The 26,269-nt window shown below is 47.1% G+C and carries 18 protein-coding genes and 2 riboswitches; of the genes, 5 read left to right on the plus strand and 13 right to left on the minus strand.

Going from position 1 to position 26,269, the window contains the following annotated elements; all coding sequences use genetic code 11:
* Nucleotides 1-15: 15 nt before the first annotated feature.
* Both AC1VYS_RS21855 and AC1VYS_RS21860 read right to left on the minus strand, forming a co-directional pair.
* Complete coding sequence (locus AC1VYS_RS21855) at nucleotides 16-969, minus strand: ABC transporter permease (RefSeq protein ID WP_441924615.1); 954 nt, start codon at nucleotides 967-969, stop codon at nucleotides 16-18.
* A 293-nt stretch (nucleotides 970-1,262) separates the two neighbouring features.
* Nucleotides 1,263-3,599, minus strand: coding sequence for a helix-turn-helix domain-containing protein (locus AC1VYS_RS21860; RefSeq protein ID WP_482911457.1), 2,337 nt, complete (start codon nucleotides 3,597-3,599; stop codon nucleotides 1,263-1,265).
* A 742-nt stretch (nucleotides 3,600-4,341) separates the two neighbouring features.
* Here AC1VYS_RS21860 and AC1VYS_RS21865 point away from each other — a divergent pair.
* Together AC1VYS_RS21865 and AC1VYS_RS21870 are read left to right on the plus strand one after the other, a co-directional pair.
* The gene (locus AC1VYS_RS21865; protein WP_482911458.1) at nucleotides 4,342-6,393 is read left to right on the plus strand and encodes an endonuclease MutS2; all 2,052 of its coding nucleotides are present in this window, start codon (nucleotides 4,342-4,344) and stop codon (nucleotides 6,391-6,393) included.
* A gap of 180 nt (nucleotides 6,394-6,573) precedes the next feature.
* The gene (locus tag AC1VYS_RS21870) at nucleotides 6,574-6,804 is read left to right on the plus strand and encodes a cysteine-rich CWC family protein (RefSeq protein WP_482911459.1); all 231 of its coding nucleotides are present in this window, start codon (nucleotides 6,574-6,576) and stop codon (nucleotides 6,802-6,804) included.
* 201 nt (nucleotides 6,805-7,005) lie between these two features.
* Here the strand turns inward: AC1VYS_RS21870 and AC1VYS_RS21875 are convergent, their stop codons facing one another.
* From AC1VYS_RS21875 to gcvH, 5 genes are all read right to left on the minus strand, one after another.
* Nucleotides 7,006-8,151, minus strand: a complete 1,146-nt coding sequence (locus tag AC1VYS_RS21875) for a mannitol-1-phosphate 5-dehydrogenase (protein WP_482911460.1) — start codon at nucleotides 8,149-8,151, stop codon at nucleotides 7,006-7,008.
* Nucleotides 8,148-8,582, minus strand: a complete 435-nt coding sequence (locus tag AC1VYS_RS21880; protein WP_482911461.1) for a PTS mannitol transporter subunit IIA — start codon at nucleotides 8,580-8,582, stop codon at nucleotides 8,148-8,150. The genes AC1VYS_RS21875 and AC1VYS_RS21880 overlap by 4 nt, the downstream gene beginning before the upstream one ends.
* A gap of 1 nt (nucleotide 8,583) precedes the next feature.
* Nucleotides 8,584-10,692: a BglG family transcription antiterminator gene (locus AC1VYS_RS21885; RefSeq protein WP_482911462.1), complete on the minus strand. Its 2,109-nt coding sequence runs from the start codon at nucleotides 10,690-10,692 to the stop codon at nucleotides 8,584-8,586.
* A gap of 67 nt (nucleotides 10,693-10,759) precedes the next feature.
* Nucleotides 10,760-12,223: a PTS mannitol transporter subunit IIBC gene (locus AC1VYS_RS21890; protein WP_482911463.1), complete on the minus strand. Its 1,464-nt coding sequence runs from the start codon at nucleotides 12,221-12,223 to the stop codon at nucleotides 10,760-10,762.
* 440 nt (nucleotides 12,224-12,663) lie between these two features.
* A complete protein-coding gene (gene gcvH / locus AC1VYS_RS21895; protein ID WP_482911464.1) occupies nucleotides 12,664-13,056 on the minus strand; it encodes a glycine cleavage system protein GcvH in 393 nt (130 codons plus the stop codon).
* A 346-nt stretch (nucleotides 13,057-13,402) separates the two neighbouring features.
* Nucleotides 13,403-13,525: riboswitch (glycine riboswitch) on the plus strand.
* 3 nt (nucleotides 13,526-13,528) lie between these two features.
* A riboswitch (glycine riboswitch) is annotated at nucleotides 13,529-13,629 on the plus strand.
* 318 nt (nucleotides 13,630-13,947) lie between these two features.
* Here gcvH and gcvT point away from each other — a divergent pair.
* The 3 genes from gcvT (at nucleotide 13,948) to gcvPB (ending at nucleotide 18,037) form a co-directional block, all read left to right on the plus strand.
* The gene (gene gcvT / locus AC1VYS_RS21900; protein WP_482911465.1) at nucleotides 13,948-15,090 is read left to right on the plus strand and encodes a glycine cleavage system aminomethyltransferase GcvT; all 1,143 of its coding nucleotides are present in this window, start codon (nucleotides 13,948-13,950) and stop codon (nucleotides 15,088-15,090) included.
* On the plus strand, nucleotides 15,087-16,442 hold the full coding sequence (gcvPA, locus tag AC1VYS_RS21905) for an aminomethyl-transferring glycine dehydrogenase subunit GcvPA (RefSeq protein ID WP_482911466.1): 1,356 nt from the start codon (nucleotides 15,087-15,089) through the stop codon (nucleotides 16,440-16,442). The genes gcvT and gcvPA overlap by 4 nt, the downstream gene beginning before the upstream one ends.
* Nucleotides 16,443-16,528: 86 nt before the next feature.
* Entirely contained in the window at nucleotides 16,529-18,037 is a 1,509-nt protein-coding gene (gcvPB, locus tag AC1VYS_RS21910) for an aminomethyl-transferring glycine dehydrogenase subunit GcvPB (RefSeq protein ID WP_482915090.1), read from the plus strand.
* 338 nt (nucleotides 18,038-18,375) lie between these two features.
* Here the strand turns inward: gcvPB and ptsP are convergent, their stop codons facing one another.
* The 6 genes from ptsP to AC1VYS_RS21940 form a co-directional block, all read right to left on the minus strand.
* Nucleotides 18,376-20,088 carry a phosphoenolpyruvate--protein phosphotransferase gene (ptsP, locus tag AC1VYS_RS21915; RefSeq protein ID WP_090915483.1) on the minus strand — a complete coding sequence of 571 codons (1,713 nt, stop codon included), beginning with the start codon at nucleotides 20,086-20,088 and terminating at the stop codon, nucleotides 18,376-18,378.
* Entirely contained in the window at nucleotides 20,081-20,356 is a 276-nt protein-coding gene (locus tag AC1VYS_RS21920) for an HPr family phosphocarrier protein (protein WP_036617010.1), read from the minus strand. Before AC1VYS_RS21920 ends, ptsP begins: the two co-directional genes overlap by 8 nt.
* A 77-nt stretch (nucleotides 20,357-20,433) precedes the next feature.
* Complete coding sequence (ptsG, locus tag AC1VYS_RS21925; protein WP_482911467.1) at nucleotides 20,434-22,488, minus strand: glucose-specific PTS transporter subunit IIBC; 2,055 nt, start codon at nucleotides 22,486-22,488, stop codon at nucleotides 20,434-20,436.
* A gap of 287 nt (nucleotides 22,489-22,775) precedes the next feature.
* Complete coding sequence (gene glcT / locus AC1VYS_RS21930) at nucleotides 22,776-23,630, minus strand: glucose PTS transporter transcription antiterminator GlcT (protein WP_482911468.1); 855 nt, start codon at nucleotides 23,628-23,630, stop codon at nucleotides 22,776-22,778.
* A 166-nt stretch (nucleotides 23,631-23,796) separates the two neighbouring features.
* On the minus strand, nucleotides 23,797-25,353 hold the full coding sequence (locus tag AC1VYS_RS21935; protein ID WP_482911469.1) for a flotillin family protein: 1,557 nt from the start codon (nucleotides 25,351-25,353) through the stop codon (nucleotides 23,797-23,799).
* Nucleotides 25,354-25,437: 84 nt separating this feature from the next.
* The gene (locus tag AC1VYS_RS21940) at nucleotides 25,438-25,974 is read right to left on the minus strand and encodes an NfeD family membrane protein (protein WP_482911470.1); all 537 of its coding nucleotides are present in this window, start codon (nucleotides 25,972-25,974) and stop codon (nucleotides 25,438-25,440) included.
* Between the last annotated feature and the right edge of the window lie 295 nt (nucleotides 25,975-26,269).

Consider the following 26,269-nt stretch of genomic DNA (forward strand, 5'->3'; position numbering starts at 1 on the left):
GTCTGCCTCCGTGCATCAATAGACGCCTTCCTCCCCGAATTTTTTGGCTAAAGTATTGGCACCAAGTACCAGCGCCAGTCCGACAACCGACTTAAACAATCCGACAGCAGCACTATAACTGTACTGTGCCTGGGTAAGCCCCTTCGTGTAAACGTAGGTATCAAATACCTCGCCCACGTCACGGTTGGTAGGTGTCAGCATCAGGAAGATCTGTTCGAAGCCTGTATCCAGGAAGTGGCCCAGACGCAAAATGAGCAAAATGATGATGGTACTACGAATCGCCGGCAACGTAATGTGCCACGTTTGACGCCAGCGGTTGGCCCCGTCAATACGAGCAGCCTCGTAGAGCTGTGTGTCTACACCAGAGAGTGCAGCCAGGAAGATAATGGTGCCCCAGCCTACCTCTTTCCAGATGGATTGTCCTACAATCATCGTACGGAACCATCCTGGTTCAAGCAGGAAAGCAATTTTTTGTCCCGTGAGGTTATAGAGCAGTTCGTTGATTGCACCACCTTCTGTCGTAAACAGCATGTAGAACACACCAACCACAACAACCCAAGAAACAAAATGGGGAACGTAAACCAATGTCTGTACAAAACGTTTGAATCGCTCACGCCGAACCTCATTCATCATCAAAGCCAGTACGATCGGCAATGGAAAAAAGAAAACCAGATTGTAAATCGCAAGCAAAAATGTATTTCTAAATAATGTCCAGAACTGCGGTTCACCAAAGAAACGCTGGAAGTGCTTGAATCCTACCCAATCGCTTCCCAGAATGCCTTTGTACGGCGTGTAATCCTGAAAAGCCATCGTAATGCCATACATCGGTATGTATTTGAAGATAACAAAGTAAAGCACTCCCGGAATCAGCATAATGTACAGCCACCGGTTTTTGATGATGTCCCTCCACAGCAGGTTTTTGTCACTGCGGGTAGCGGGCCGTGTCCGAGCCGCCGTTTCGGCTTTCATAGTGTCTTCCTCCCCACGTTGGAAACGATTACAAAAGATCACTTCCTGAATTCATGTCTCCATTGTGGCGGATAATCGAATCGCTGGCTATCGTCTCGTTTTAGCCTCTTGTTTTTCCTTATGTATCAAGGGTTACAGCGTTATTGGAATTGCTGGTCAGACACGAAATGAACTACTTTCAACCTATATGTTCCTGGTTTAACTTTGGCATATATGCTGTTAAAGGGTTCTAAAAATGTTAGATTAAACGCCAAAAGCCTGCCTGCCATGGCGGGCAGAGCAGGCCTTGTTCTCTAACGTTGCTGCTCCCTGTACTTGCCGGGAGTTGTTCCTGTTATTTTGCGAAATGTACGGATAAAAGCTGTCGGGTTCGTGTAATTTAATTTTTCGGCGATTTCCGATATTTTCAGATCCGTCGTCTGTAGCCATGTTTTGGCTTTTTCCATGCGGTACTCTGCAAGATATTCGGTAAAATTAACGCCCGCTTCCTTCTTGAAGACCCGGCTTAGATAGACAGGATGAAAGTTCAATTCCTCGGCACAAGCCTCCAGCGATAAGTCCCGATCATACCGTTCCTCGATCAGTCGAATCATCCGGCGGGCGATATTCATATATTGTGATTCCTCTTGTTCCTTCCAGAAACGAATCACAGGCAGGAATAATCGCTTGCGGAACCAACTCGTCATCTCATCCAATGTAGACAGCTTGAGCAAATAGGCCATTGATGCTTTCTCACCCAGCACTTCTGCCACATCTCCGCCCTGCTCCTGTACAAGTTGGTAACCCCGTGACAATAATTGCACCATAATAACCGGATACTCACTGAAATGAAGTTTTTTGTCCGCCAGTAATCCTAAATATTGTGTAAAATAAAAATCTGTTTTCTCTTCATCCCCCTGTTTGAGCGCTGAAGCTAATTGATCTTCAATCATGCGCAACTGTGTATAGAGCGCGGCCTCCATCTGCCCTCTTGGTTGAATATCCTCATAGTGTAAAATAATACGGCTGCCCAAGCTGACTCTGCCCTGCAAAGCTTCCCTGCTCTCCTGATACGCTCTAGGCGTATCTCCAATGCTCGAATAAGCCCGGCTAATACCAATGCTTACAGGCAGATTCAGATAGGTTACGATCCGTTCACGAATCCAATCGGCCTGTGTATGCATCCATTCCTTAAGCTGCACCTCATCGCTCAGTTCAGAAGCAAGCACGGTAACCTGCGCATCATCGAGCATGACCGGTGTAAAACGTATTTCGGAGGGCAATAACTCACCTACCATATTATTGACCGCAAATAGCAATAGATCCCGATCCTGCTCCTCATATCTCGTGCCTTCAAGCGTATCAATCTGAAGCATCAGTACGCCCAGATGTGACCACCCGGTCGGGAAATCATACAATTCGCCCTGATATCTGAAATCCTCTTCCGATATTTTGCCTGTCAGCAGCTTGGTCATAAAAAATTCCTGAAGATGCACATGCTGCCCCTTCATCTGCTCACGCATCGTTTTCTCCGAACTGAACAGGGTGGACAAGCGTTCCTCAATATAGATAAATTCATCCTGACGGCGTCCTGCTGGAGGAAGCGGCGAATCCAGACCTTTTGTAAATTGCAGCAGTCTAGAGATTGGGGAGTACATACGCCTGCTGCCGTATATCGCTACAAGTCCTGTCACCAACAACATAATTAACGTGGCCACTCCGGTTACCACTGCGATCTTTTGCGACTGGGCTGTAATCTGTCCGAGCGACACGACCGATACGTATAACCAGCCGTTTAGCGGAGACTGCCTGTAGCTGACAGCTACGGGTTTGCCCTCCACTTCTGCACTGTAAAATCCTTGCGCTTCCCCCGTTGTCTGAACCTTCTCCTGAATATCTTGGTTGAGCAGATCGTATTTATTTCCATAATTCGTGTCATTCAGAAAGTACTTCTGGTCTTTATCCAGAACGTACAAATCACCTGAATTGGGATTCCGGCTCAAAAAACTGCTTAGCTCTGCATCCGCAATATCAATGACAAGGAATCCTTTCGGTTTCACATTTGTAGGAACCATCGGAATTTTAAAAACCATGCTGACTACATTATCCGAAGAGATCAAGCTAGGGGCCTGTTCCGTTAAAGCCTCACCCATGCCCGCAGATACAGGTACGCTCTCTTTCGATGAACTTTTATTTTGAGTTACCCAAAACAAACTGTTGGTGTATGTAAGATAAGTTCCGATCCGGTCTCGAATGCTGAAATCATTGATTTTGCCAAATGAACGCATCGATACGACCCAATCCTGCTCCAAATTTACAAGGTAAGCCTGATCAATACTTGTGACCGCCTGAAGATTGTTAAATCCGGATGTCAGATCACGAATTTCCTGAAATTCGCTGCTATTCAGCGGTTGCTTCATTGCCCTCAGCACCAAAGGTGAATTGACATATTGGATTGAGGACAGCTGTAAACTTCGTAATACCTGTTCCACTCGCATCTGAGTCTGATGTAGTATCTGAAGATTACTCTCGCGCACTTTCTGTTCAATATCACGGGAAGCAATCGTATACGAGACGGAACCAATCACAATGACCGGCAAGGCCCCAAGAATCATCGTAAAGCAGAGCAGACGCAGTAAATATTTAGGCAAGAAGAGCATCTCCCTTTTATAAAATCGCTTACATTGGATTAAATTACTATTGTTATTTTAAAACCCATTCATAATCAAGTCCACATCTTTATTCAGATTTGTTGACTTGAATTGATTTCCAGTTTATATTACTTGTATATTCCTCAGGTCGAAGGAGAGATTTTGATGTCGGTGAGCGTTCTTAACTAATCAAGTTTCATATTCAGGAGTTTGGCCTCTAAATGACACTTTTGCCGTTATAGCATAGGTGTGCTTCATGATGCGCCATATCCCTGTACTTAGTTAAGAACAGCGGAATCAAACATCGCCTCCGGGATTGCCTATGTCCGGGTCTATTTCCGCGCTGTGTTCAGCGCGGATTTTTTTGTACAGACCCTTATTGGACTTTGCTTTCCCATACGTTCAGGGCGGAGAATGACGTTTGTTCATTCTCCGCCCTTTTTGTGTTTTCCATGAGGAATATTTTTGACTATATAAATTGATCTAAAGATTATTCACACATGCACTCCGATGACAGAATAACCTTCCAATCGCTGTTATCCCCAGATTTTCTTGATTCCCTTCTAGAAAGGATAAAATCTGACGATCAGCGTATGCTTCCGATGCAGCTTTCTTGCAGAAAGCTTTTAGGTGAACGCTCCGCTTCTTCAGGTCTTTTCTGTCCTCTTCGTTTCCGTGTAAATGAATAGCTCAATTTATATAAGCACAACAAAAACATTTTACATGAAGGAGAGATTTAAACATGAACAACAATAATGACGTTAGCACGACAGCAAATATCAAGAGTTCAAATGAACAAACCCTAACCAGTCTTGGCTTCCATCATATTCAGAAAAACATTGCAGACTGCGCCCTATCCTATCTCGGCAAACGTTATGCCCGGGAACTCAAACCAATGACTGATGCACATCTGATTCAGATGCGCCTGGACGAAACTGCAGAAGCGACCGCTCTTGTCCGTTTCGGAGCGAGTGTGCCTATTCCTTCGCTGGAAGGAATGGAGACCATCATCGACCTGCTCGGTACCGGGTATCTGTTCAGTGAACGTGACTTCACCCATCTTGCTCAGTTTCTCCGCAGCTGCGCACAACTAATGAAGTATATGGATAGCAAATCCGGCGTTGCTCCGATCGTTAGCCGTTATGCATCCTCCATGATCCTGATGGAATCCTTGCGAAGCGAAATCGAACGCTGTATCCACAGTGGTCGCATTCAGGATCAGGCTAGTAAGGAACTCGTTCGCATCCGAAAAAAAATGAGCGTGAACGAGGAACGTATGAAACGCAAGCTGGATTCCCTGGTTAGCAAACACCGTTCGATCATGCAGGAGCAAGTCGTGAGTCAGCGAAACGGGAGAACCGTGCTGCCCATCAAAAAAGAATTCCGCAAACACGTCAGAGGCAGCGTACTCGACGAATCGGGGAGCGGCCAAACCGTCTATATCGAACCTGCCGAACTGACAGGCCTGCAGATGGAACTTACTTCATTACAGGCAGAGGAATCCAGGGAAGAGATGAAAATTCTTGGCGATTTGACTGATCTGACCGAATCTTACAGCCGAGAGATTGCCTTAAATACGGAAACCGTTGGTGTCTTGGACTTTCTATTTGCCAAAGCAAAATATGCAGTAGCTATTGACGGACAATCCGTGCGCGTTAACAGCAACGGTAAAGTTAACCTGCAACGAGCGAGACATCCGCTGATGGGGCCGTCCATGGTCCCGCTTGATTTTTCCATCGGATACACTTATTCGTCCCTCATCATTACAGGCCCGAACACAGGCGGCAAAACCGTCGCACTCAAGACACTTGGGCTATTAACGCTGATGATGCAATCCGGACTACTTGTTCCTGTGCGTGAGGGAGGTGAGATGGCTGTATATGAACAAATCGCAGTGGATATCGGCGATGGTCAGAGTCTTGAACAGGCACTTAGCACGTTCTCGGCACATATTCGGAATATGATTACCATTCTGGAGCAGGCAAATCCTTCCACGCTTGTGCTTATTGACGAGATGGCTTCAGGCACAGATCCTGGAGAAGGGGTCGGACTCTCCATAGCTATGCTGGAGGAATTGCATCGCTGCGGATCAACCGTTGTGGCTACAACACATTTTGGGGAAATTAAACATTTTGCTTCAGCCACACCTGGGTTTGAGAATGCACGTATGGAGTTTGACACCTTATCTCTCCAGCCTCTGTATCGACTTCGAATCGGGGAAGCCGGTGAAAGTTATGCTTATTCCATCGCGCTCAAACTGGGCATGCCCAAGCATATTATCGATCGTTCCAAATCTGTAGTAAATGAAGCTATTACAAAGGACATGAAGCAGGTTGTTGCAAAAGAACCGCAATCACAAACAGAGGGTCTATTTCATACTACCGTGCCTGTTTCTATGGAACACACTGAATCTATGGAACAGGGTGCACATGAGGCCGTCGCAAGTGAGGGTGAGGCTATCTCTTCAAACGCTGAGGCTCCCGTCGCCGATCCGCCACCAGAACCATTACGTGCTTTTCGTAAAGGAGACCGTGTCTATGTCGCCTATCTGGATCAGGCAGGCATTGTAAGCGAGGAAGAGGATAATCGAGGACAGATTGAGGTCATGATTCAGGGACACAAACTAAAAATTCATAAGAAACGTCTGCGCCTGCACATCTCTGCTGATGAGTTGTATCCAAGTAATTACGATTTAGATATTGTGCTGGAAAGCAAAGAAAACCGTAAAAAACGCAAATTGATGGGGCGTAAACATGTAGAAGGATTACAAATTGAGCTTCCACCAAAAGAATGAAAAGTCACACTCTGACAACCAAGAACCTGTGCGTAATCTCCATTTAAATCGATAAGCTGCTCTGCAATTTGAACCAGTCATTACTCTAAAAGGTGCGGTATATACCTGTTGGATTTGTTATACTGAGATCAATAGATAGCCACCGCCCGACTTAAAAACACTGAAGAGGAGGCCTAGTCGATGTTTAATCAGCAGGATAGCACTACCAGAAAAACGGTCAATGTGCTTATGTGTCCACTTTGCGGTGAACGCAATGCATGTGCCTACGCCGCGGGTAAACCACATTCGGAATGCTGGTGCGGCCATGCTTCCTTTCCCGAAGGTGTGTTTGAGCGTATTCCAGCCGAGCAGCGCGGCAAGTCATGCATTTGTCAGCAATGTTTGGAGAACTATGCACGTGAGCATGAGTAACTATTTTGCTATAACCAGCTCTTATTCGCTATAAGCGGTATGAAGAGCTGATTGTTAACTAGGATCAAAAAATAAAAGAAACCATTCCTTCTCAAATGGAACTGCATCATTCATTTGAAGGGATGGTTTCTTTATATTTGATACTTAAGTTCGTTATTACACTTTGCCAGACTTCACTTCGATTACTGTTATACTAACCGATTACATATGATGGTACTGCTTCACCGCTTCCACCAGGACCGGATGTTCCTCATCCATAGTGGTATAGTGTGACAGCGCAGCCGCGACGCCTTTCTCACGAATCATGCTTTGCAATTCAACAGCCTCTGGATCATCAGACACATCAAACTTGCAGGCCGCCGCCATGCCCATAGCCAGATGGGTCACCGTCATATGGTCCGCATGCGCCAGAAGTGCCGGACGAACGAGCCGATCATTCGGGGAGAGCTTGCGCAGCGGCGAGCGCCCCACACGGGTTACCTCATCGGTCAGATAGGGATTAACAAACCGCCCCAATATTTTCACAATATACTGCTCATGCTCCTCCGGGTTGAAGCCAAAGCGTTTCACTAACACCTGACCCGTTTCCTGCATTGCACCGTATACCACAGATTTTACTTTTTCATCCGCAATCGCCTGCTGGATCGTATCATACCCGTGCACATAACCGATATATGCCGCAACGCAGTGTCCTGTATTAACAGTAAACAATTTGCGCTCGATATACGGTTCCAGATCATCCACGTAAACGACGCCATCCATCGGTTTAAACGCAGGCGCCATCTCGGAGCGATCCACAATCCATTCATAAAAAGGTTCCACCTGTACATGCAGCGGATCTGCATGATTTTGAATCGGTACAATCCGGTCTACGGCCGAATTTGGAAAGTAAACATATTCATCAGCAAAAGCGCGAGCCTTTTCATCCAGCAAAGCATACACATGCTCTTTCAGCTGGGAGCTTCCACCGATGGCATTTTCACAAGCGATAATATGCAGAGGTTTTTGCACAGAACCTGCACGTCGTCTTAGCTCCAGACCTTCGGCGATTCCTGGCGCAATATACTTCAGCACACCTACGCCCACCGCAGTAGTAACCAAATCAGCTTCTGCCACCGCTTCAGCAACTTGCTGCAACTCTCGTCCATCAATGGCCGTTACTCCGGTAACCGTTTCCTGATCTTTACTCTCATTGGCAAGCTCCACGGTATACTCACCGCGCTTCCGAAGAACATTGACCAATTCCTGATTCACATCCGAGAATGTCACTTGATATCCGGCACGGGACAGAATCAAGCCAATAAATCCACGTCCGATGTTACCTGCGCCAAAGTGGAGGGCCTTCATAGTTCCATTTCACTTTCTAGGATGGTGATTACTTCCTCAGCCGTTTTCGCATAACGCAGTGCTTCCATATTCTCTTCTTCGGCACAGATCACCGCGATGCTCGTCAGAATCTCCATATGTTCGCCGCCTTGTGCCGCGATACCAATGACCATATATGCTTTTTCTTCTCCAAAATCAACCCCCTGCGGGAACTGAATCACCGAGATTCCGGTGGAGAGAATAAACGCTTTGGATTCTTTCGTGCCATGCGGAATAGCCAGTCCATTGCCCACATAGGTGGATACGATCTCCTCACGCTCAATCATTTTGTCAATATAATCCGAACTGATATGGCCTGCATCCTTCAAAATCTGTCCCGCCATGCGAATAGCTTCGTATTTATCTTGAGCCGTCGCGTTCATGATGACTTTATCTGTTGTTAACATACTCATGTTATAGACCTCCAATTTCATTTTTACTGCGATAAAATCCAACCAGCTCACGGGACAGGTAATGAATAATCTCATCCCGATTCCCCTTACTTAGCAGTGCAATCATCTCTTCTTGCAGCAACAGCGCACTAATCTCACTGAGAACCTCCAGACTTTCCTTGGACAACTCTTTTGGCCCAAGCATCAGCAGCACATAGCTGACACCTTCCGGGTCTTCCGCTGTCGGAAGCAAAGGTTTCTCAAGTTGAAAAAGACTAATGGAGGGCTTATAGATGCTTTCGCTCCGTGTATGGAAAAGAGCCAACTGAGTTCCGGGAATCTTCTGACTTCCCATCGACTCACGAACCTCCAGCAGTTTGGCAACCTCTTCCGGGTTTTTCAATACACCTGTTCGATGTGCCACTTTACACATCCCAAGCACACTTTGGGCAAAATCAAGATGAGCGTTGTCCATGGCATGTACCTGAAACTTACCGATAATGCGCACAATTTCGAGCAAGGTTGCTTCCATTCCATCCGGGTCGGCGTTGTTATGATTCGTGTTCTCATTCCCCTTGTCACGGGGTTTACGATGTTGCCGCTGTAACGTTGTTGTTTTGATAAAATGCCGCAGACTTTCACTTTCCTCTGCTGTAAGCAGTGGACTGACCTTGTAATACTGATCTTCCTCCATTGGCAAATCGACGGTGGATAACACCAGATCATATTCCTCGGCTGGCATTCGGGCCGCTTCGTACCAGGAGACACTGTCTATAATCTGGATTTCCGGAAATTCCTTGGACAACCTGCTGGACAGCATGCGCGAGGAACCAATGCCACTGTTACATACAACAATCGCCCGAATTTCCTGCTTTAACGCTCGTAGCCGTTCAATAGAAGCACCAAAATGCATCACGAGAAAACCGATCTCTTCATCTGGAACTGCTGCTCCCGGCCATGCCTGTAACACGGACTTTTTAACTTGTTCAAAAAGGATGTCATAATCCTTGCGAATCTGCTGTAATAACGGATTACGGATTAGCTGATGTCCTTCAAGCCGTTCCATAACAGGTACCATATGTGTAATTAACCCTTCGCGAAGCAAACGATCTTCATGAAAGGCATAACCTGTTCTTTCCTGCATCTGATCCGTTAGTGAATGCACTCTGTCCATGAGAATCAGATCATCAATCGGAAGTAGACGAGAAGAATGAATCTGCTGCTCTGTCTCCGAAAGCAATTGATGAAAATACGCCCTCTCTTCTTCCGAGAAGGTGACTCCAAGCTGTGAGTATAGAACGCCGCACAGACGCGAAGCCATGAATACAGGAACTCGCTGTTCCTGCTGCTCCGCTGATATACCTTCAGTTGCAGTCGTATTGATTCCTGACGAACAACGTCCCATATTAAAACCTTTGCGAATGCGAACAACCGCTACCGATAACTGAATTAGCAGTTTCATATACTGCCGTTCAGGAATTTTTTCGAGCCATTCGATATCCGGCTGCCATAATGCATTCTCAATGGTAAGCACATCGCTATGACCGATCATTCTGAGCAATTTTTGATTAACAATGGAGCCTCCTTGTTCAGGTTGCCTACCAAAGAGATCCGACTCATCCAGCACTTCCAAAGCGAGCGCTGCAATGGCTCTGCGATGGATCGCTTCACTTCCGGTAATTTTGACACCATATCCTCGCCTTCGAACAAGCTTCAACCCTGCCTGCCGGATACGTGACTCCAGATCATCCAAGTCCGTGGTAACCGTCGAGACCGTCACTTTCAGATCAGAGGCGAGTGCGAGCAGTTTGACCGGTTCGGCTTCATCCAGCAAGATGCAAAGCATGAAGAGCTTACGCTCTTCCGGCGTAAACTCTACATATTCATTACCTTCCAGCTTCTGGCGTAATGCGCTGAGGTCATCTGAACCGGAATCGATACGTATTCCGGTTCCCGACTTTTTTTCGAGTCGCATACCGAGCGGTTCAAGCCACTGTTCAATCATCAGCAACTCACGATGCACGGTACGGGTACTCACTTTTACTTCAACGGCGATTTCGCCGGCCGTGACTTCATGGGGGTGTTCCAGCAGGAATTCCACAATTTCACGTTGTCTTTTAGTAATACTCATATCTCAGCCTCCGGCTCTGGGAAAACGGCTGCCCTCGTTTGAAGCTGGTTCGCAGTCTGCTCTCCGCTTATTTCAAACGTTCAACAAGCGCATCGTATTCCGGGCTTTTTAGGAAGTTGTCAATGGATATATGCTCTGCGTTCGGTGCCACTGTACGTGCACGATCGGTTAGTGTTTTTTGCGTAATGACAACGTCTGCATCTTGCGGAATTTCACTGATCGCCGTGTTGGTTACGGCAACGTCAATTCCTTCAGCTTTCATTTTTTTGCGCAAAATCGAAGCACCCATGGCACTTGAACCCATACCCGCATCACAGGAGAAAACAATCTTTTTCACATCTGTTTTTGCCTTGGAAGCTGCCGATGTTGCGATATCCGCTGCTCTGTCTGCTTCACCGTTATCCGCCGTAATGGCTGCATTTGCTGTATTGCCTTGGCTCTTCATGTCTTTCATTCGGCTGGAGGCCGCTTCCAGATCTTCTTCCTTCTGTTTACCCGTTTTGAGTAACAGAGAGGCAATCAGGAAAGAAACAACTGCAGCGACGATAACCCCTGCGAGCATTGGGATGTATCCACCTTTTGGTGTCAACAGGAAGTATGCGATGATACTACCCGGTGACGGCGCGGACACCAGTCCTGCTCCAGTCAGCATGAACGTTAACGTACCAGCGACACCGCCGGCAATAGCTGCCAGAATCAGAATCGGTCTCATCAGAATGTACGGGAAGTAAATTTCGTGAATTCCGCCGAAGAAATGAATGACCACTGCACCAGGTGCAGAAGATTTCGCCATTCCACGACCGAAGAAACAGTAAGCAAGCAAAATACCTAGTCCCGGCCCCGGGTTAGACTCAAGCATGTAAAGAACGGATTGGCCCAGCTCTCTTGCCTGATCTGTTGCAATTGGTGTTAAGATCCCGTGGTTAATGGCATTGTTCAGGAACAATACTTTACCGGGTTCAATAATCAGATTGACGAGTGGCAATAAGCCGAGGTTCATTAGACCCTGTACACCCGCAGATAATACTTTGCTGATCGCTTCAACTGCCGGCCCGATCCCGAGCAATGAGATAATGCCCAAAATTCCACCGATGATTCCTGCCGAGAAGTTGTTGACCAGCATCTCAAACCCGGCTCTAATCTTACCCTCAATGGATTTGTCGAACTTCTTGATGACCCATGCTCCGAGCGGTCCCGCAATCATTGCACCGAGGAACATTGGAATGTCACTACCTACAATCACACCGATGGTCATAATCGCACCAACGACACCACCACGCTGACCGTGGACCATCGTACCTCCGGTGTAACCGATCAAGAGTGGCAGCAAATAATTAATCATCGGACCTACGAGTTGTTCTAGCGTCGCATTCGGGAACCATCCTGTTTTAATAAACATCGCGGTGATGAGTCCCCAAGCAATAAATGCGCCCATATTCGGCATAACCATGCCGCTCAAGAACCGTCCGAAACGTTGTACACCTACACGTATTCCACCCTTAGAATTGGACATTTGGTCCAAATTACTCATTGGTTTATCCTCCTTGGATCAAGTCATTATCAATATGAAAGGGGTATCATTCTTCCCTTGCTGTAATCCTAAGCGAGAAACCTTTCCTGTTCAATCAAATGAAAGCGTAGTCTCGTCATGAATAATGATGACAACATTAGATTATGTAATCGTTTTTTAATAAGAATATATGCTCAAACCCTTGATATACAAGGATTATTCCGGGTATGATTTTGTTCATATACAGTATGCAAAGCAATAAAATAGCTTGGTCGGTTCGAACTGTTTTTATTCATGAAATCTACGTCACTCCTGCTTGAGCACTCTCCAAAATGCACCAAAAACACACCAAAAAAACCTGCATAAGCTCACAGCTCACGCAGGTTTGGAGATAAAATGATCTATTTATATGTGATTATATATATGTCCATAAGTACAAAAAAATCGGTGATCAGCCTGGTTTACTCCTCCGTATGTTTACGATATGCGTCCGCATTCAACAATGTAGCTAAAGCAGCTGTTATATCTCCATCGACACGGATTTCAATCATCCAGCCATCTTCATAAGGAGAGCTGTTCACCAGTTCTGGCGAGTCCTGCAAAGCTTCATTGACTGCAATAATGGTACCGCTGACGGGTGAGAACAGATCCGACACCGTTTTGACCGATTCAATCGTACCGATGCTCTCTTCTGCTTTTACACTTGCTTCAAGATCAGGCAATTCTACAAACACAATGTCACCCAGCTGATGCTGTGCGAACTCGGTAATGCCAATACGTACGGTATCCTCCCCTACGGTTTGCACCCATTCGTGCTCTTCACTGTACAGGAAATCATTTCTCAATTCGCTCATCGATATCCGCCTCGCTTTTCATTAATGAGTGCATGCGTTCTTTGACCTTCACCTTTTTCCCAGACAATAGCGTATGACATTTCAGATTCAAATGTCAAGTTAGCTCACAATTTATATGAATTTCGACACCCCGACATGTGTAACCTTACGCTACTCTTTCTGCATATAATGGTGAATATTAGAATAGTAAGCGTACTCTTTTAAAATACACGAACATTAATACGTTCACAATACAAAATATTCGTATTTTACACTATTTTAATGATATTGTTCTTGACATCAGGAGTGTATTCACGTTTTAATGAGAAGAGAAACTGAAGTTAATTGGACTACGTATGAACCGCGGATGAATGTAAAGGGAGAGATTGCCTGTACACCCGGTTTGGGGATGTGCATGAGGCGGCGCCGAAGGAGTAAACCACCGACAAGCGGGGGTGAATCTCTCAGGCAAAAGGACTTTTACAGGACGCAACTCTGGAGAGCATCTAATCGTCCAGTTCGGACGTTATGATCACCCAAGGGGAAACCTGTCTACATAAACGGCGGGGTAACTCTCAGGTACAAGGGACAGAGCCTAAGAATACAGCGTGCTACTTGGCATGCCGGTTCTTTGGCCTGTCCTTTTCCTTTTTCCCAAAAAATGAAATGCAGGATACCGAATCGTCTACCTAAAGCGTGTCTGTTATAAATGACTGATCAACTTACTTATGACTGTACTTGTTTTATGACGGAATTGAACTTGAATTAACTAATTGGATAATTTGGATGTAGCTTTACTTAGTATCTCATCGCTTTTATATTTTGTTTATTACAACGAACCAAGCATTAAGACTCGGCTCTTAAAACGTGTTTCTATACTCGGCCCGCTAAAGGCCATAACGAGGTGATTGGATGTCTGATTTGTTAAGAACACCACTCTTCCCCCTATATGCGCAATATGAAGGCGTACGTTGCATTGATTTTGGCGGCTGGGAGCTCCCCGTGCAGTTTAGTGGTATTCAAAAGGAACATGAAGCGGTGCGTGAGCGCGCCGGACTGTTCGATGTATCCCATATGGGCGAATTCACCGTATCGGGTGAACAAGCGGAGGCCTTTTTACAGCACATGATGACTAACGATGTGACCACAATTGTACCAGGTCAGGCACAATACACGCTGATGTGTTACCCCGATGGCGGTGTGGTGGATGACCTGCTCATCTATAAACTCGCGGAGCAACACTACATGCTGGTCGTCAATGCCTCCAATATCGACAAAGACTGGGCATGGTTGCAGGAGCACATTATACCTGGGGTGAACATGACCAATGATTCCGAGCAAACGGCGTTGCTGGCGATACAAGGCCCTTTGGCGGTCGATATTCTCTCGAAGGTCACAGGTTCAGAGGTGGACGCAAGCACCATTGAACCGTTCCGCTTCGTGCAGCATGCCGAGGTATGCGGAGTAAAGTTGCTACTGTCGCGCACTGGATATACAGGTGAAGATGGTTTTGAATTGTATGTTGCAGCAGATCAGGCGGCCCTCGTATGGAACGGACTGATGGAAGCCGGTGCTGATGTAGGCCTCGTTCCAGCAGGACTTGGTGCGCGTGATACACTGCGATTCGAAGCGAAGTTGCCTTTGTACGGTCAGGAGCTGTCACCCACCATCTCTCCACTGGAGGCAGGGCTTGGCATGTTCGTGAAATTAAATGCCGGACCTTTTATCGGACATGAAGCTTTGTTGCAACAAAAAAATGACGGTCCTGCCCGCAAGCTGATTGGCATCGAAGTGCTGGAGCGTGGCATACCGCGGCCACATTACCCGATCTATGCGGACGGCGTTCAGATCGGTGAAGTGACAACCGGAACACAGTCCCCAACCTTGAAGCGTAATCTGGGCCTCGCCCTAATTGACAGCAAGTATGCTGCAATAGGCACTCCGCTGGAGATTGAGATCCGTGGCAAAAAGCTGAAAGCCGAGGTCGTCAAGACCCCTTTTCATAAACGGACACGTACGTCAAAGACACCTACTCAAGGAGCTGAGCAAGCATGAGCAAGCACCGCTACATTCCCATGACAGAACAAGACCAGAGCGCAATGCTGGCCACGATCGGCGTGGATACGCTTGAAGATTTATTCAAAGATATCCCGCAGGAGATTCGTTATCAGGGCGAGTTGCCTGTCTCCTCCAAACTGGATGAATATGCCTTAACTCGCCACATGTCGAAACAGGCTGGCTCCAATGCTAACTTTGAGACACATGCCAGCTTCCTCGGCGCAGGCATCTATGACCACCACATCCCTTCGGTCATCAACCATGTCATTTCCCGTTCGGAGTTCTATACAGCCTACACCCCTTATCAGCCGGAGATCAGCCAAGGAGAATTGCAGGCTATCTTTGAATTTCAATCGTATATTTGCGAGTTGACAGGTATGGCAGTAGCCAATGCGAGTATGTATGATGGTGCAACGGCCTTTGCGGAAGCAGGCAATCTTGCCGCCGCAGCTACCCGTCGCAAACAGCTTATCGTATCTCGCACCGTTCACCCGGAAGCCCGTCAGGTGTTGCAGGCGTACGCACATGGCCTCAGTCTTGAGATTGTAGAGATTGGTTACAAAGATGGGGTTACAGACTGGGATGCCCTGCAAGCAGCCATTTCAGACGATACCGCAGCGGTTATGATTCAAAGCCCGAACTTTTTTGGTGCCGTGGAAAATGTAAAGCATGCCGCCGACCTTGTGCACACGCACAAAGGACTGCTCGTGGTGAGCGCCAACCCGCTGTCGCTCGGTTTGCTGGAAGCCCCAGGCAAGCTGGGGGCCGACATCGTTGTAGGCGATGCGCAGCCCCTCGGAATCGCCGCATCGCTCGGCGGACCCACTTGCGGATACTTCGCCGTGTCCCAGGCTCACATGCGCCGGATTCCTGGTCGAATCGTCGGCCAGACAACCGATCGCAACGGCAAACGTGGTTTCGTGCTGACGCTGCAAGCCCGTGAACAGCATATTCGTCGCGAAAAAGCGACGTCCAACATCTGTTCTAATCAGGCTTTGTTAGCACTTAGTGCTTCTGTCTATATGTCTACCCTGGGAAGACAAGGCATGATCGATGTTGCTGATCTGAATTTGCAGAAGAGTTACTATGCACGAAATACGTTAGCCGCTATTCCAGGGGTGAGCCTCACTTTTACTGCCCCTACGTTTAACGAATTCGTCATCCAGCTCCCTGAAGGAACCGATGTGGATGCTCTTCAGCTGAAACTGCTGGATGCAGGCTTCATCGGCGGTTATGAACTCGGACGTGAATATTCGGAACTGGCAGGACATCTGCTCATTGCGGTCACCGAACGACGCAGCAAAGAAGAGATCGATGAATTCGCACGTGTATTGGAGGGATCGCTGTGACTCAGGAAACGACTACAAAAGCAAACATTGCGGGTACTTCACCGGATACATCTAACCTACCTCAGTCAGTCAATCAGCCGACTGGAATGGACTCAGAAGCCCAAGGAACCTCAACCAGTCCGCAAGTCGCACCGTCCGTTGCTCCCGAACAAACTCTGATTTTCGAATTGAGCAGTCCTGGTCGCGTGGCCTATTCATTGCCGGAATGTGATGTTCCCCGTCAGGATGCTGACACGTTGATTCCCCGGGAAATGCTGCGCTCGGAAGCGGCCGCGTTGCCGGAAGTATTCGAGGTTGATGTTATTCGTCATTATACGGCATTGTCCCGCCGCAACTTCGGGGTAGATAACGGCTTTTATCCACTTGGTTCCTGTACGATGAAATACAATCCGAAGATTAATGAAGATGTAGCACGTTACAATGGTTTTGCCAAAATCCATCCGTATCAGCATGAATCCAGTCTTCAAGGTGCTCTCGAACTGCTCCATACTTTACAAAATGATCTTGCTGGTCTGACAGGTATGGATGCCGTAACTCTGCAACCTGCTGCCGGAGCACACGGGGAATGGACCGGGCTTATGATGATTCGAGCTTATCACGAAAGCCGTGGTGAACTGCGTACCAAGGTCATCGTTCCGGATTCCTCACATGGCACAAACCCTGCCAGCGCAACCGTAGCGGGATTCGAAACGGTCACAATTCCGTCTCGCGCCGACGGTCTGGTCGATCTGGATGCACTGCGTGCTGCAGTCGGTTCAGATACCGCAGCACTCATGCTAACCAATCCAAACACGCTCGGTTTGTTTGAAAAGGATATTCAAGAGATTGCGTCCATCGTGCACGAAGCTGGCGGATTGTTGTATTATGACGGAGCCAACTCCAATGCCATCATGGGCATTACACGTCCTGGCGATATGGGCTTTGATGTGGTGCATCTGAACTTGCATAAAACGATGAGCACACCTCACGGTGGGGGTGGCCCTGGTGCCGGACCTGTCGGTGTAAAGAGCCGCCTGATTCCCTTCCTACCTAAACCGATGGTTGTTCAGAATGATCAAGGCATGTACGCTCTGGATTACGAAGGAAATCAATCGATCGGCCGGGTCAAAGCCTATTATGGCAACTTCGGCATCCTGGTTCGTGCTTATGCTTACATTCGCACCTATGGGCCAGAGGGTCTGCGTCGCGTATCCGAATGCGCTGTGCTGAACGCCAATTATATGATGGCTCGCTTGGCCCCCCATTACGAGATTCCTTATCCCGGCGTGTGCAAACATGAATTTGTTATGTCAGGCCGCCGCCTGAAACAGTACGGTGTGCGTACACTGGATGTAACCAAACGCCTGCTGGACTTTGGGTATCACCCGCCAACCATCTACTTCCCGCTTAATGTCGAGGAGTGCATTATGATTGAGCCAACGGAAACCGAGAGCAAAGAGACGCTGGACGGATTTATCGATACAATGATCCGTATTGCCAAAGAAGCAGAAGAAACACCGGAATTGGTGCTCAATGCTCCGTACGGCACGCCGGTAACTCGTCTCGATGAAACGACCGCAGCACGTAAACCTGTATTAAACTGTGCTTGCAGCTAAATAAGTTAAATTATTTTTTACGCATTCTGCTTCGATGATAACCCTTTCTTACAAGGTCTGTGATCCCAGGATTTCTGGATCTCCTTGTTCTTAAGAATAATCCGATGATAAGCGTAAGCTATCTATGTAATCCCCTTATGTATGATGAGGCATTCTCTCATTCTCACAAGGGGATTTTCTTTATCTTTCTATAACATTTGTAACACCAGCCGTCGTTTCGCACGTCAACAAAAAAAGCCGGCCCCCACTGAATCGTGGACACCGGCAATATTGCTACACTAAGGCAGCCCTTTATTCGGAAAAAGAAAACCTCAAATCCGGAGGAAACTCCGGCAAAATTACGCTTGAATGCTTTGAACCAGTTCAACCACTTGTTCAGCGGTTTGCATTTCCAAAGCTTTGGCAGCCAGTTCCTGCATATCTGCACGGGACAATTTGGTGATCTGGCTACGTGCTGGCAGAATGGAAGTTGCGCTCATGCTGAACTCATCCAGTCCAAGACCAAGCAGCAATGGAATTGCTGTTTCGTCTCCTGCCATCTCACCACACATGCCAGCCCATTTACCTTCACGATGCGCTGCATCGATAACCATTTTGACCAAACGCAAAATAGCCGGGTTGTATGGTTGGTAAAGATAAGATACACGCTCATTCATCCGGTCAGCAGCCATCGTGTACTGAATCAGATCGTTGGTACCGATACTGAAGAAGTCCACTTCTTTGGCGAATTGATCCGCCATTACAGCTGTTGATGGAATTTCGACCATGATCCCGAGTTGAATGCTATCAGAAACAGCGATCCCTTCAGCAACCAGCTTTTCCTTCTCTTCGAGCAGGACAGCTTTGGCTTCACGGAATTCACCCAGTGTTGCAATCATAGGGAACATGACACGCAGGTTTCCGTGTACACTTGCACGCAGTAATGCACGCAATTGAGTACGGAAGATATCCAGACGGTCCAGACACAGACGAACTGCGCGGAAGCCGAGGAATGGATTCATTTCTTTTGGCAGATCCAGATAAGGAAGCTCTTTGTCTCCGCCGATGTCGAGTGTACGAACTACGACAGGTTTGCCTTCCATTTTTTCAAGTACAGCTTTGTAAGCATTGTACTGAATGTCTTCGGAAGGAAGCTTGTCTCTTCCCATGTACAAGAACTCGGTACGATACAAGCCTACCGCCTCGCCGCCGTTTTCCAATACACCAGTTACATCGTTCGGCGTACCGATATTTGCAGCCAGTTCCACATGAACGTTGTCCACCGTAACCGTTGGTTCGTCACGCAGTTTTCTCCACTCCGCACGCTGTGCATCATACTGTTCCTGTTTGGCACGGTATTCAGCAACGACGTCATCTGTCGGGTTAACCAGAACTTGACCGTCCAGACCGTCAACAATGATCAAGTCTCCTTGTTTCGCTTGAGCTAGGATGTCTTTCGTTCCAACCACAGCCGGAATCTCAAGGGAACGAGCCATGATCGCCGAGTGAGAAGTACGTCCACCAATGTTGGTTGCAAAACCTTTAACATACTGGCGGTTCAATTGAGCTGTATCAGAAGGTGTTAAATCCTCTGCAAGCACAATCACTTCTTCACTGATTTCAGCCGGGCTCATGAAGTCGATACCAAGCAAGTGATTTAGCACACGCTTCGTAACGTCACGCATATCCGCTGCACGTTCTTGCAGGTATGCACTCTTCATGTTTTCGAACATCGAGATGAACTGGGAAGCTGTCTCATTCAGTGCAAATTCTGCATTGATCATGTCATCAGCGATCTTCGCTTTCACCGGATCAATCAGTTCCGGGTCATCCAGGATGAGCAAATGCGATGCAAAAATCTCTGCTTTTTTCTCGCCGAGCTCTTGTAAAGTACGCTCTTTGATCGCCTCAAGCTCAGCGCGGGATTTACCCAGCGCCGAGTCAAGTTTAGCGATCTCTGCGTCAACGTCGTTAATCTGGCGTTTTTCTACAGAGTAGTCAGGATGCTCCAAGATAAACGCCTTGGCGATAGCAATACCCGCCGAAGCCGCGATCCCGGAAACATTAAGCATTAATTTCGCCCAACCCTTCGTTAACCATAACATCTGTCAAAGCTTGAAGTGCTTCAGCTTCGCCTTCACCTTCAACGATGATGCTGATAGTGTCACCTTGCTCCAGACCAAGGGAAAGAACGCCCAGAATGGATTTCAATGTTACTTTTTTGCCGTTTGCTTCTGCGAAGGATTCAGCACCTTTGAATTTGTTTGCTGTATTAACCAGGGCAGTTGCCGGACGTGCGTGGATACCATCTTCGTCTGTAATTCTGAATGTTTGTTGCATTACAATCATCTCGCTTTCGGTAGTTTAGTTTAGGCATTGCATATATTTACACTTGCTTGCCATCGTTGGAACAGTTCTTATTTTATCTCAATGATCGGCTGATCGCCAACTTTGAGCACGCCACTCTTCTTCAAAGTGACGGTAGAGCCTTCTGGCAGGTTGGTGAATATCACCGGAGAAATGATCGAAGGAGCGTTCGCTTTGACATACTCCAGATCCACTTCCATAATCGGTTGTCCTGCGGATACCAGATCACCTTCCTGAACCAGTACGTTGAAACCTTGACCTTTCAGTTTCACCGTATTAACACCTATGTGAACAAGCACTTCCTTGCCACCGTCGGACATAATGCCTACTGCGTGTTTGCTTGGAAATACATTAAATACTTTACCATACACAGGAGATGTAATCGTTCCGTCATGTGGCAAAATGGCAAACCCGTCACCTGTCATTTTTTCAGCAAAGACCGGATCAGGTACGTTGGTAATATCCATCAGCTCACCATTGACTGGCATCACGATATCCTCTGATACAATGCGCTCACCTTGTTCGCCCTGTGCCTTCTCCTCTTCAGGAGTCGGTTTAACATCAGCAGCTGGAGTTGGCGCAGGTGTACGTCCTGCAATGATATCTTGCATTTGGGACTTGATCGTATCGGAACGTGTTCCGAAGATGGCTTGAACATTATTACCCACTTCAAGCACACCAGATGCACCCAATTGTTTCAAACGATCTTTTTGTACATTGGATTTCTCATTGACTTCGATCCGCAAACGAGTAATACATGCATCCAGATGTTTAATGTTTTCCTTTCCGCCGAAGGCTTCGAGGATATTATGAGGCAGATCGTCCGTGGAGCCTGAAGAACCGCCGGATGCAGTTTCCGCAGATACCTCTTCACGTCCAGGTGTTTTGAGATTGAACTTGCGAATGATCAATCGGAATCCGAAGTAGTAGATCACAGCAAGGATCAAACCGACAATGATAACGTCCCACCATGGCGTACGGTTTGGAATGATACCGAAGATCAGGAAGTCAATGAAACCGCCTGAGAAGGTCATCCCAATTTTGACATCAAGCAATTGCATCGTCATGAAAGACAGACCCGCAAAGATACAGTGTACCGCAAACAAAATCGGTGCTACGAACAGGAACGAGAACTCAAGTGGTTCTGTGATCCCTGTCAGGAATGATGTCAGTGCAGCTGAACCCATGATGCCTGCAACATATTTTTTATGCTCAGGTCTTGCTTCATGGTACATCGCAAGTGCTGCCGCTGGCAAACCGAACATCATGAACGGGAATTTACCTACTTGGAACGTTCCTGCAGTCAATGCAACGCCATCACGCAGTTGACTGAAGAAAATCTTCTGATCCCCGCGGATCACTTCACCCGCTTTGTTCACATATTCACCGAACTCAAACCAGAATGGGGAGTAGAAAATGTGATGCAGACCAAACGGAATCAGTGACCGTTCCACAACACCGAAGATAAAGGCCGACAAGGTCGGGCTGGTATCTACCATGAAGTGAGAAATGGCATTTAATCCGTTCTGGATTGGTGGCCAGATGACCACAAGCAGCAACCCTAACAGCAGGGAAACGACTGAAGTGACAATAGGAACAAAACGTTTACCTGCGAAGAATCCTAGGTAAGACGGTAGTTCGATTTTGAAGAACCGATTGTAACACAGTGCTGCGGCGATACCAATGATGATACCTCCAAACACCCCTGTGCTTAGTGTTGGAATACCCAGGATACTTGCGTAACCAGGTACTTTGCCGATCATAGCAGGCGTAACGCCTACTGCGGAACCCAAAGTCACATTCATGACCAGGTAACCGATGATGGCTGCAAGTCCTGCTACACCTTCACCGCCAGCGAGTCCAACAGCTACCCCGACAGCAAACAGCAATGCCAGATTATCAAATACGATCTGACCTGCGTTCATCATTATAGTTGCAATCGAGTTTACCCAAGGGGTATCGAGCGCAGTCGCATATTGCAGGAAATCCGGATTCACCAGCATGTTACCGATTCCGAGCAGCAAACCTGCGGCTGGCAAGATCGCTACAGGCAACATAAGAGCTTTACCTACTCTTTGCAATACACCAAAAAGCTTTTTAAACATCGCGTCGTATTCTTCCTTTCGTCTAAGTCTGTATGTCGTGATGCAAGCAAGGGAACACAAAAAAGGCATGAACTAATAAAAGTGAACTGCGCCTACCTTGGGGTATAGCATACCCTTAATAAGGTAGAACAATCACACTCTAATTAACTCATGCCTGATCGAGTCAGTAACACGTCGCTTATGTTTATTCAGTTGCTTGATTACGGTCACCATTGTAGCACCACTTCAAACGCATTGCAAGCCTTTACAGAAAAAAACGTGATTTTGTTAAAATTTCCGACATAATTTCACTTATTCTCTTCTTCTTTCCGTTGATTCAGTCGTTGCAGATGTATCGTTAGATACCCAACTTCTGCCGGATACACAGGCAATTTTAGTCGTTTCTCCATCACCTTAGTGAGCTTCCATGCAAGCGAGTACATTTCGGGGTACTCCAATTTGAGCAAAGAATCCAGCTTATGCAGTTCCTCCACCTTATCTCCACGGCGTACACGTTCCAGGGCGAACCGAAGGTGAGTTAACAGACGGGAATAATCCAAAGACTGCGTTTCGAAGGAATAGTCGAGCTGGTCTGCAACCAGGTTTACCAAATCCGTAATTAATTGAGAATGCTCTCGTACCTGTGATATATTCTGGTTTGTCATCGCGCTGTAGATATGCAGTGCCACAAAACCAATCTCATCCTGACCCAGGTCTACACCCATTTTTTCCTTAATTAGACGAACGGCATATTCACCCATCCGGTACTCGTCCGGGTAAATCTCCCTTGTTTCATATAAAAACGGGTTTTGAATGACAATCCCCTGTTCTTTGCGTTTTAGCGCAAATGAAATATGATCTGTTAAGGCAATATGAATATGTTCATTAAGCTGAACGTCTGTACGCTCGGCGATATACGTGATGACTTCATTAATAATCTCGATCAAAGCTTCATCTACCTGCGGAAGAAGCTGTTTGTACTGCTCCTGTTCCTGCTGGTTCTTTAAAATAAACATCTTCTCCACAGCGGTTAGTGGGATGCCATCACTCGGCTTCCGATTAAAACCGATCCCCTTGCCGATGACAACAACCTCGCCATGCTCAGGATGCTGTGCAATAATTACATTATTATTTAGCGCTTTAGCTACATGCAGGCTGCTCATTTTTGCACCTCTTTTTTTCACACCATCTTGGATGTGCCTGACACATCTTCAAACCAAATCAAAAAAACATCCGGAGCGGGCAAACCGCGCCGGACGTCTCGCTTAAAAAGTAACAAAAATTCGCCATAAGGTCAATAGACCAGCCATGTAATTAAGCTACCATTTCTTACTCTTTACTATCGTTACGCTCCACAATGCTCTCGATAATAGGTGATGTCTGTTTTACAGCTTCACTCGAAGGCACGGCCACTGGTGTAGCTGTTTTCGGTTTGGTCAACCCTTTGATCAGCTGCTCCACGTCGATACCTGATACGCTTTTCAACATTTCAGGTGCAGTAGCCATCAGTTCCGTAACGTAGTTGCTGACACGTGCAGCACCCTCGCCTTTACCTGTATCTACGACCGTCAACTTATCAATCGAGGAGATTGGCTCAGCGATTTTACCAGCCAATTCAGGCAACATTTTGACAATGATATCGAGTACCGCAGCTTCGCCAAACTTCTGGAATGCCTCTGCCAATTTTTCTTTGGCTTCCGCTTCGGCAAGACCACGCAGACGAATAACTTCTGCATCAGCTGTACCTTTTGCACGCTCTGCATCCGCAATAGCCTGACCTTCAAGCCGTTTTTGCTCGGCTGTTGCCTTAGCTTGGGTTTCAATGGAGTATTGAACCGCATCGGCTTCACGCATCCGTTTTGCTTTATCGGCTTCCGCAGCCTGCTCAACGGCATAACGATCCGCTTCCGCTTTTTTCTTCACTTCTGCGTCATATTGTTTCTCACGAACCGTAATCTCTTTTTCTTGCAGGTCGATCTCACGCTCTTTACGTACGAGTTCAACTTTCATCTGCTCTTCAACAACCGTTTGTCTTGCACGCGCTTCATGGATATGATACGCCTGATCGGCTTCCGCCTTGGCTGTATCCTGATCACGTTTAAAGGCTGCTACTTTCAATTCTTTCTCTTTGGCTGCCTCGGCAATATTGGTATCACGAAGCAACTCTGCTTTTTGTCCTTGCTCTTCGGCATTTGCCTTCTGAATCCGTGCATCCCGCATTGCTTCTGCTTCGGCAATTTCAGCATCCCGTTTCACGGCTGCGATTCTTGGTTTACCGAGCGCATCCAAATATCCTTGTTTATCGCGAACATCCTTAATGGTAAAGGAAACGATCTGCAGACCCATCTTTTTCAGATCCCGTGCTGCCACACCTTGAACCTCTTGAGCAAAACGATCTCTGTTCCGGTATACCTCTTCCACCGTCATCGTACCGAGAATGGCCCGTAAATGCCCCTCCAGCACTTCCTGTGCTTCGCCCCTCAGCGCGTCAACCGGTTTACCGATAAATTGCTCAGCAGCCGTTGCAACGTCCTCTACAGCGCTTCCGACCTTGATGATCGCCACCCCGTCAGCAATAACAGGAACACCCTGTTCTGTGTAGACTTCAGGCGTGGAGACATCGAGCTTGTGTGACAGTAACGAAATAAATTCAGACTGCTGGAACACAGGCAGGATGAACGCCCCGCCGCCGCGCACGATTTTGATTTTACGTCCTGACTCATCTTCTGAAATATTTTTGCTGCCCAGGAATGAACCGGTTACAATCATCGCTTCGTCGGGGCCTACCGTTTTGTATCTCGCCCAGAAAGCTAAACCCAAAATCAAAATCACACCAACAACCACGACAGGAATTAACAATACATCCCAATCCATATTTTCAATCATTCACATCTCTCCCCTTATCTCGTAAGTATTAAAATCATTTTTTGCTATCGTCAGTTCCCTGCAATATTAGAAAACTTCACTGACCTAGACATCCTTAAGTACATCTTCTTCCCACTCGGATACACGCAATACTCCGTCCACCACATCGATGACAACCACTCGTGCCCCCACCGAAATGGGAAGCTGTTCGAAGCTGGACGCTGTCTGAATGGTGTTGCCAGATGCAAAACGAATCATGACTTCACCAAATCCGTTTGCTGGTACCGGAATCGTGATTTCACCAATTTTGCCCGCAAACTCCTTCATGGAGAAACCAATTGAAACGTCACTGTTACGCATCGGCTTGATATATGCGAAGAATACCAGCATGGCTGCAGCAATACCGATCAGCAGGGATAAGATCAGATTCGACATCACACTAAGAGAGCTGTACCGCGTCAGTAGTATGCCTGCTCCACCAAAAGCAGTGATGGATCCCGCCAGTACAACAGGTTTAAAAAAATCAACACCGGGCATTTCGAAAGCACCATCCAGCAAACCGTCAATCAAGTCACCTAGCACCAGACTCACAATGGCAAAAACGGCACCTCCGATGAGACACCCCCAATAGATTGCTTCCATCCCCTCTTCCTCCTCTCCGCTGCAATTTCTCCCAACTGTGCATTCCACATGTAAATAAATACGTACATCCAGGCAAAATGTTTCAAAATCTTTCCTGAGTTGTATTGAGAAGACGCTAATGGGTATTAGCATCATAATATTCAGGAATGCTCCATTTCTCTCTTCCATGCCAATTCACGGTGTGGAATCACAGAAGTGATTCACAGTAATCCAGACACTAAAAAACGCAAGCCTCCAGCAGGAGACTTGCGTTTATATTAGTAGTGCAATAGGTATTAAGCTTACACATCAAGCT

Source organism: Paenibacillus sp. G34 (genome assembly GCF_056856875.1).

Bases quoted from the DNA above. Each gene is read 5' to 3' on its own strand.
- AC1VYS_RS21855 (WP_441924615.1), bottom strand. From the start codon at position 969: ATGAAAGCCGAAACGGCGGCTCGGACACGGCCCGCTACCCGCAGTGAC.
- AC1VYS_RS21865 (WP_482911458.1), top strand. From the start codon at position 4,342: ATGAACAACAATAATGACGTTAGCACGACAGCAAATATCAAGAGTTCA.
- AC1VYS_RS21870 (WP_482911459.1), top strand. From the start codon at position 6,574: ATGTTTAATCAGCAGGATAGCACTACCAGAAAAACGGTCAATGTGCTT.
- AC1VYS_RS21875 (WP_482911460.1), bottom strand. From the start codon at position 8,151: ATGAAGGCCCTCCACTTTGGCGCAGGTAACATCGGACGTGGATTTATT.
- AC1VYS_RS21880 (WP_482911461.1), bottom strand. From the start codon at position 8,582: ATGAGTATGTTAACAACAGATAAAGTCATCATGAACGCGACGGCTCAA.
- AC1VYS_RS21885 (WP_482911462.1), bottom strand. From the start codon at position 10,692: ATGAGTATTACTAAAAGACAACGTGAAATTGTGGAATTCCTGCTGGAA.
- AC1VYS_RS21890 (WP_482911463.1), bottom strand. From the start codon at position 12,223: ATGAGTAATTTGGACCAAATGTCCAATTCTAAGGGTGGAATACGTGTA.
- gcvH (WP_482911464.1), bottom strand. From the start codon at position 13,056: ATGAGCGAATTGAGAAATGATTTCCTGTACAGTGAAGAGCACGAATGG.
- gcvT (WP_482911465.1), top strand. From the start codon at position 13,948: ATGTCTGATTTGTTAAGAACACCACTCTTCCCCCTATATGCGCAATAT.
- gcvPA (WP_482911466.1), top strand. From the start codon at position 15,087: ATGAGCAAGCACCGCTACATTCCCATGACAGAACAAGACCAGAGCGCA.
- gcvPB (WP_482915090.1), top strand. From the start codon at position 16,529: ATGGACTCAGAAGCCCAAGGAACCTCAACCAGTCCGCAAGTCGCACCG.
- ptsP (WP_090915483.1), bottom strand. From the start codon at position 20,088: ATGCTTAATGTTTCCGGGATCGCGGCTTCGGCGGGTATTGCTATCGCC.
- AC1VYS_RS21920 (WP_036617010.1), bottom strand. From the start codon at position 20,356: ATGCAACAAACATTCAGAATTACAGACGAAGATGGTATCCACGCACGT.
- ptsG (WP_482911467.1), bottom strand. From the start codon at position 22,488: ATGTTTAAAAAGCTTTTTGGTGTATTGCAAAGAGTAGGTAAAGCTCTT.
- glcT (WP_482911468.1), bottom strand. From the start codon at position 23,630: ATGAGCAGCCTGCATGTAGCTAAAGCGCTAAATAATAATGTAATTATT.
- AC1VYS_RS21935 (WP_482911469.1), bottom strand. From the start codon at position 25,353: ATGATTGAAAATATGGATTGGGATGTATTGTTAATTCCTGTCGTGGTT.
- AC1VYS_RS21940 (WP_482911470.1), bottom strand. From the start codon at position 25,974: ATGGAAGCAATCTATTGGGGGTGTCTCATCGGAGGTGCCGTTTTTGCC.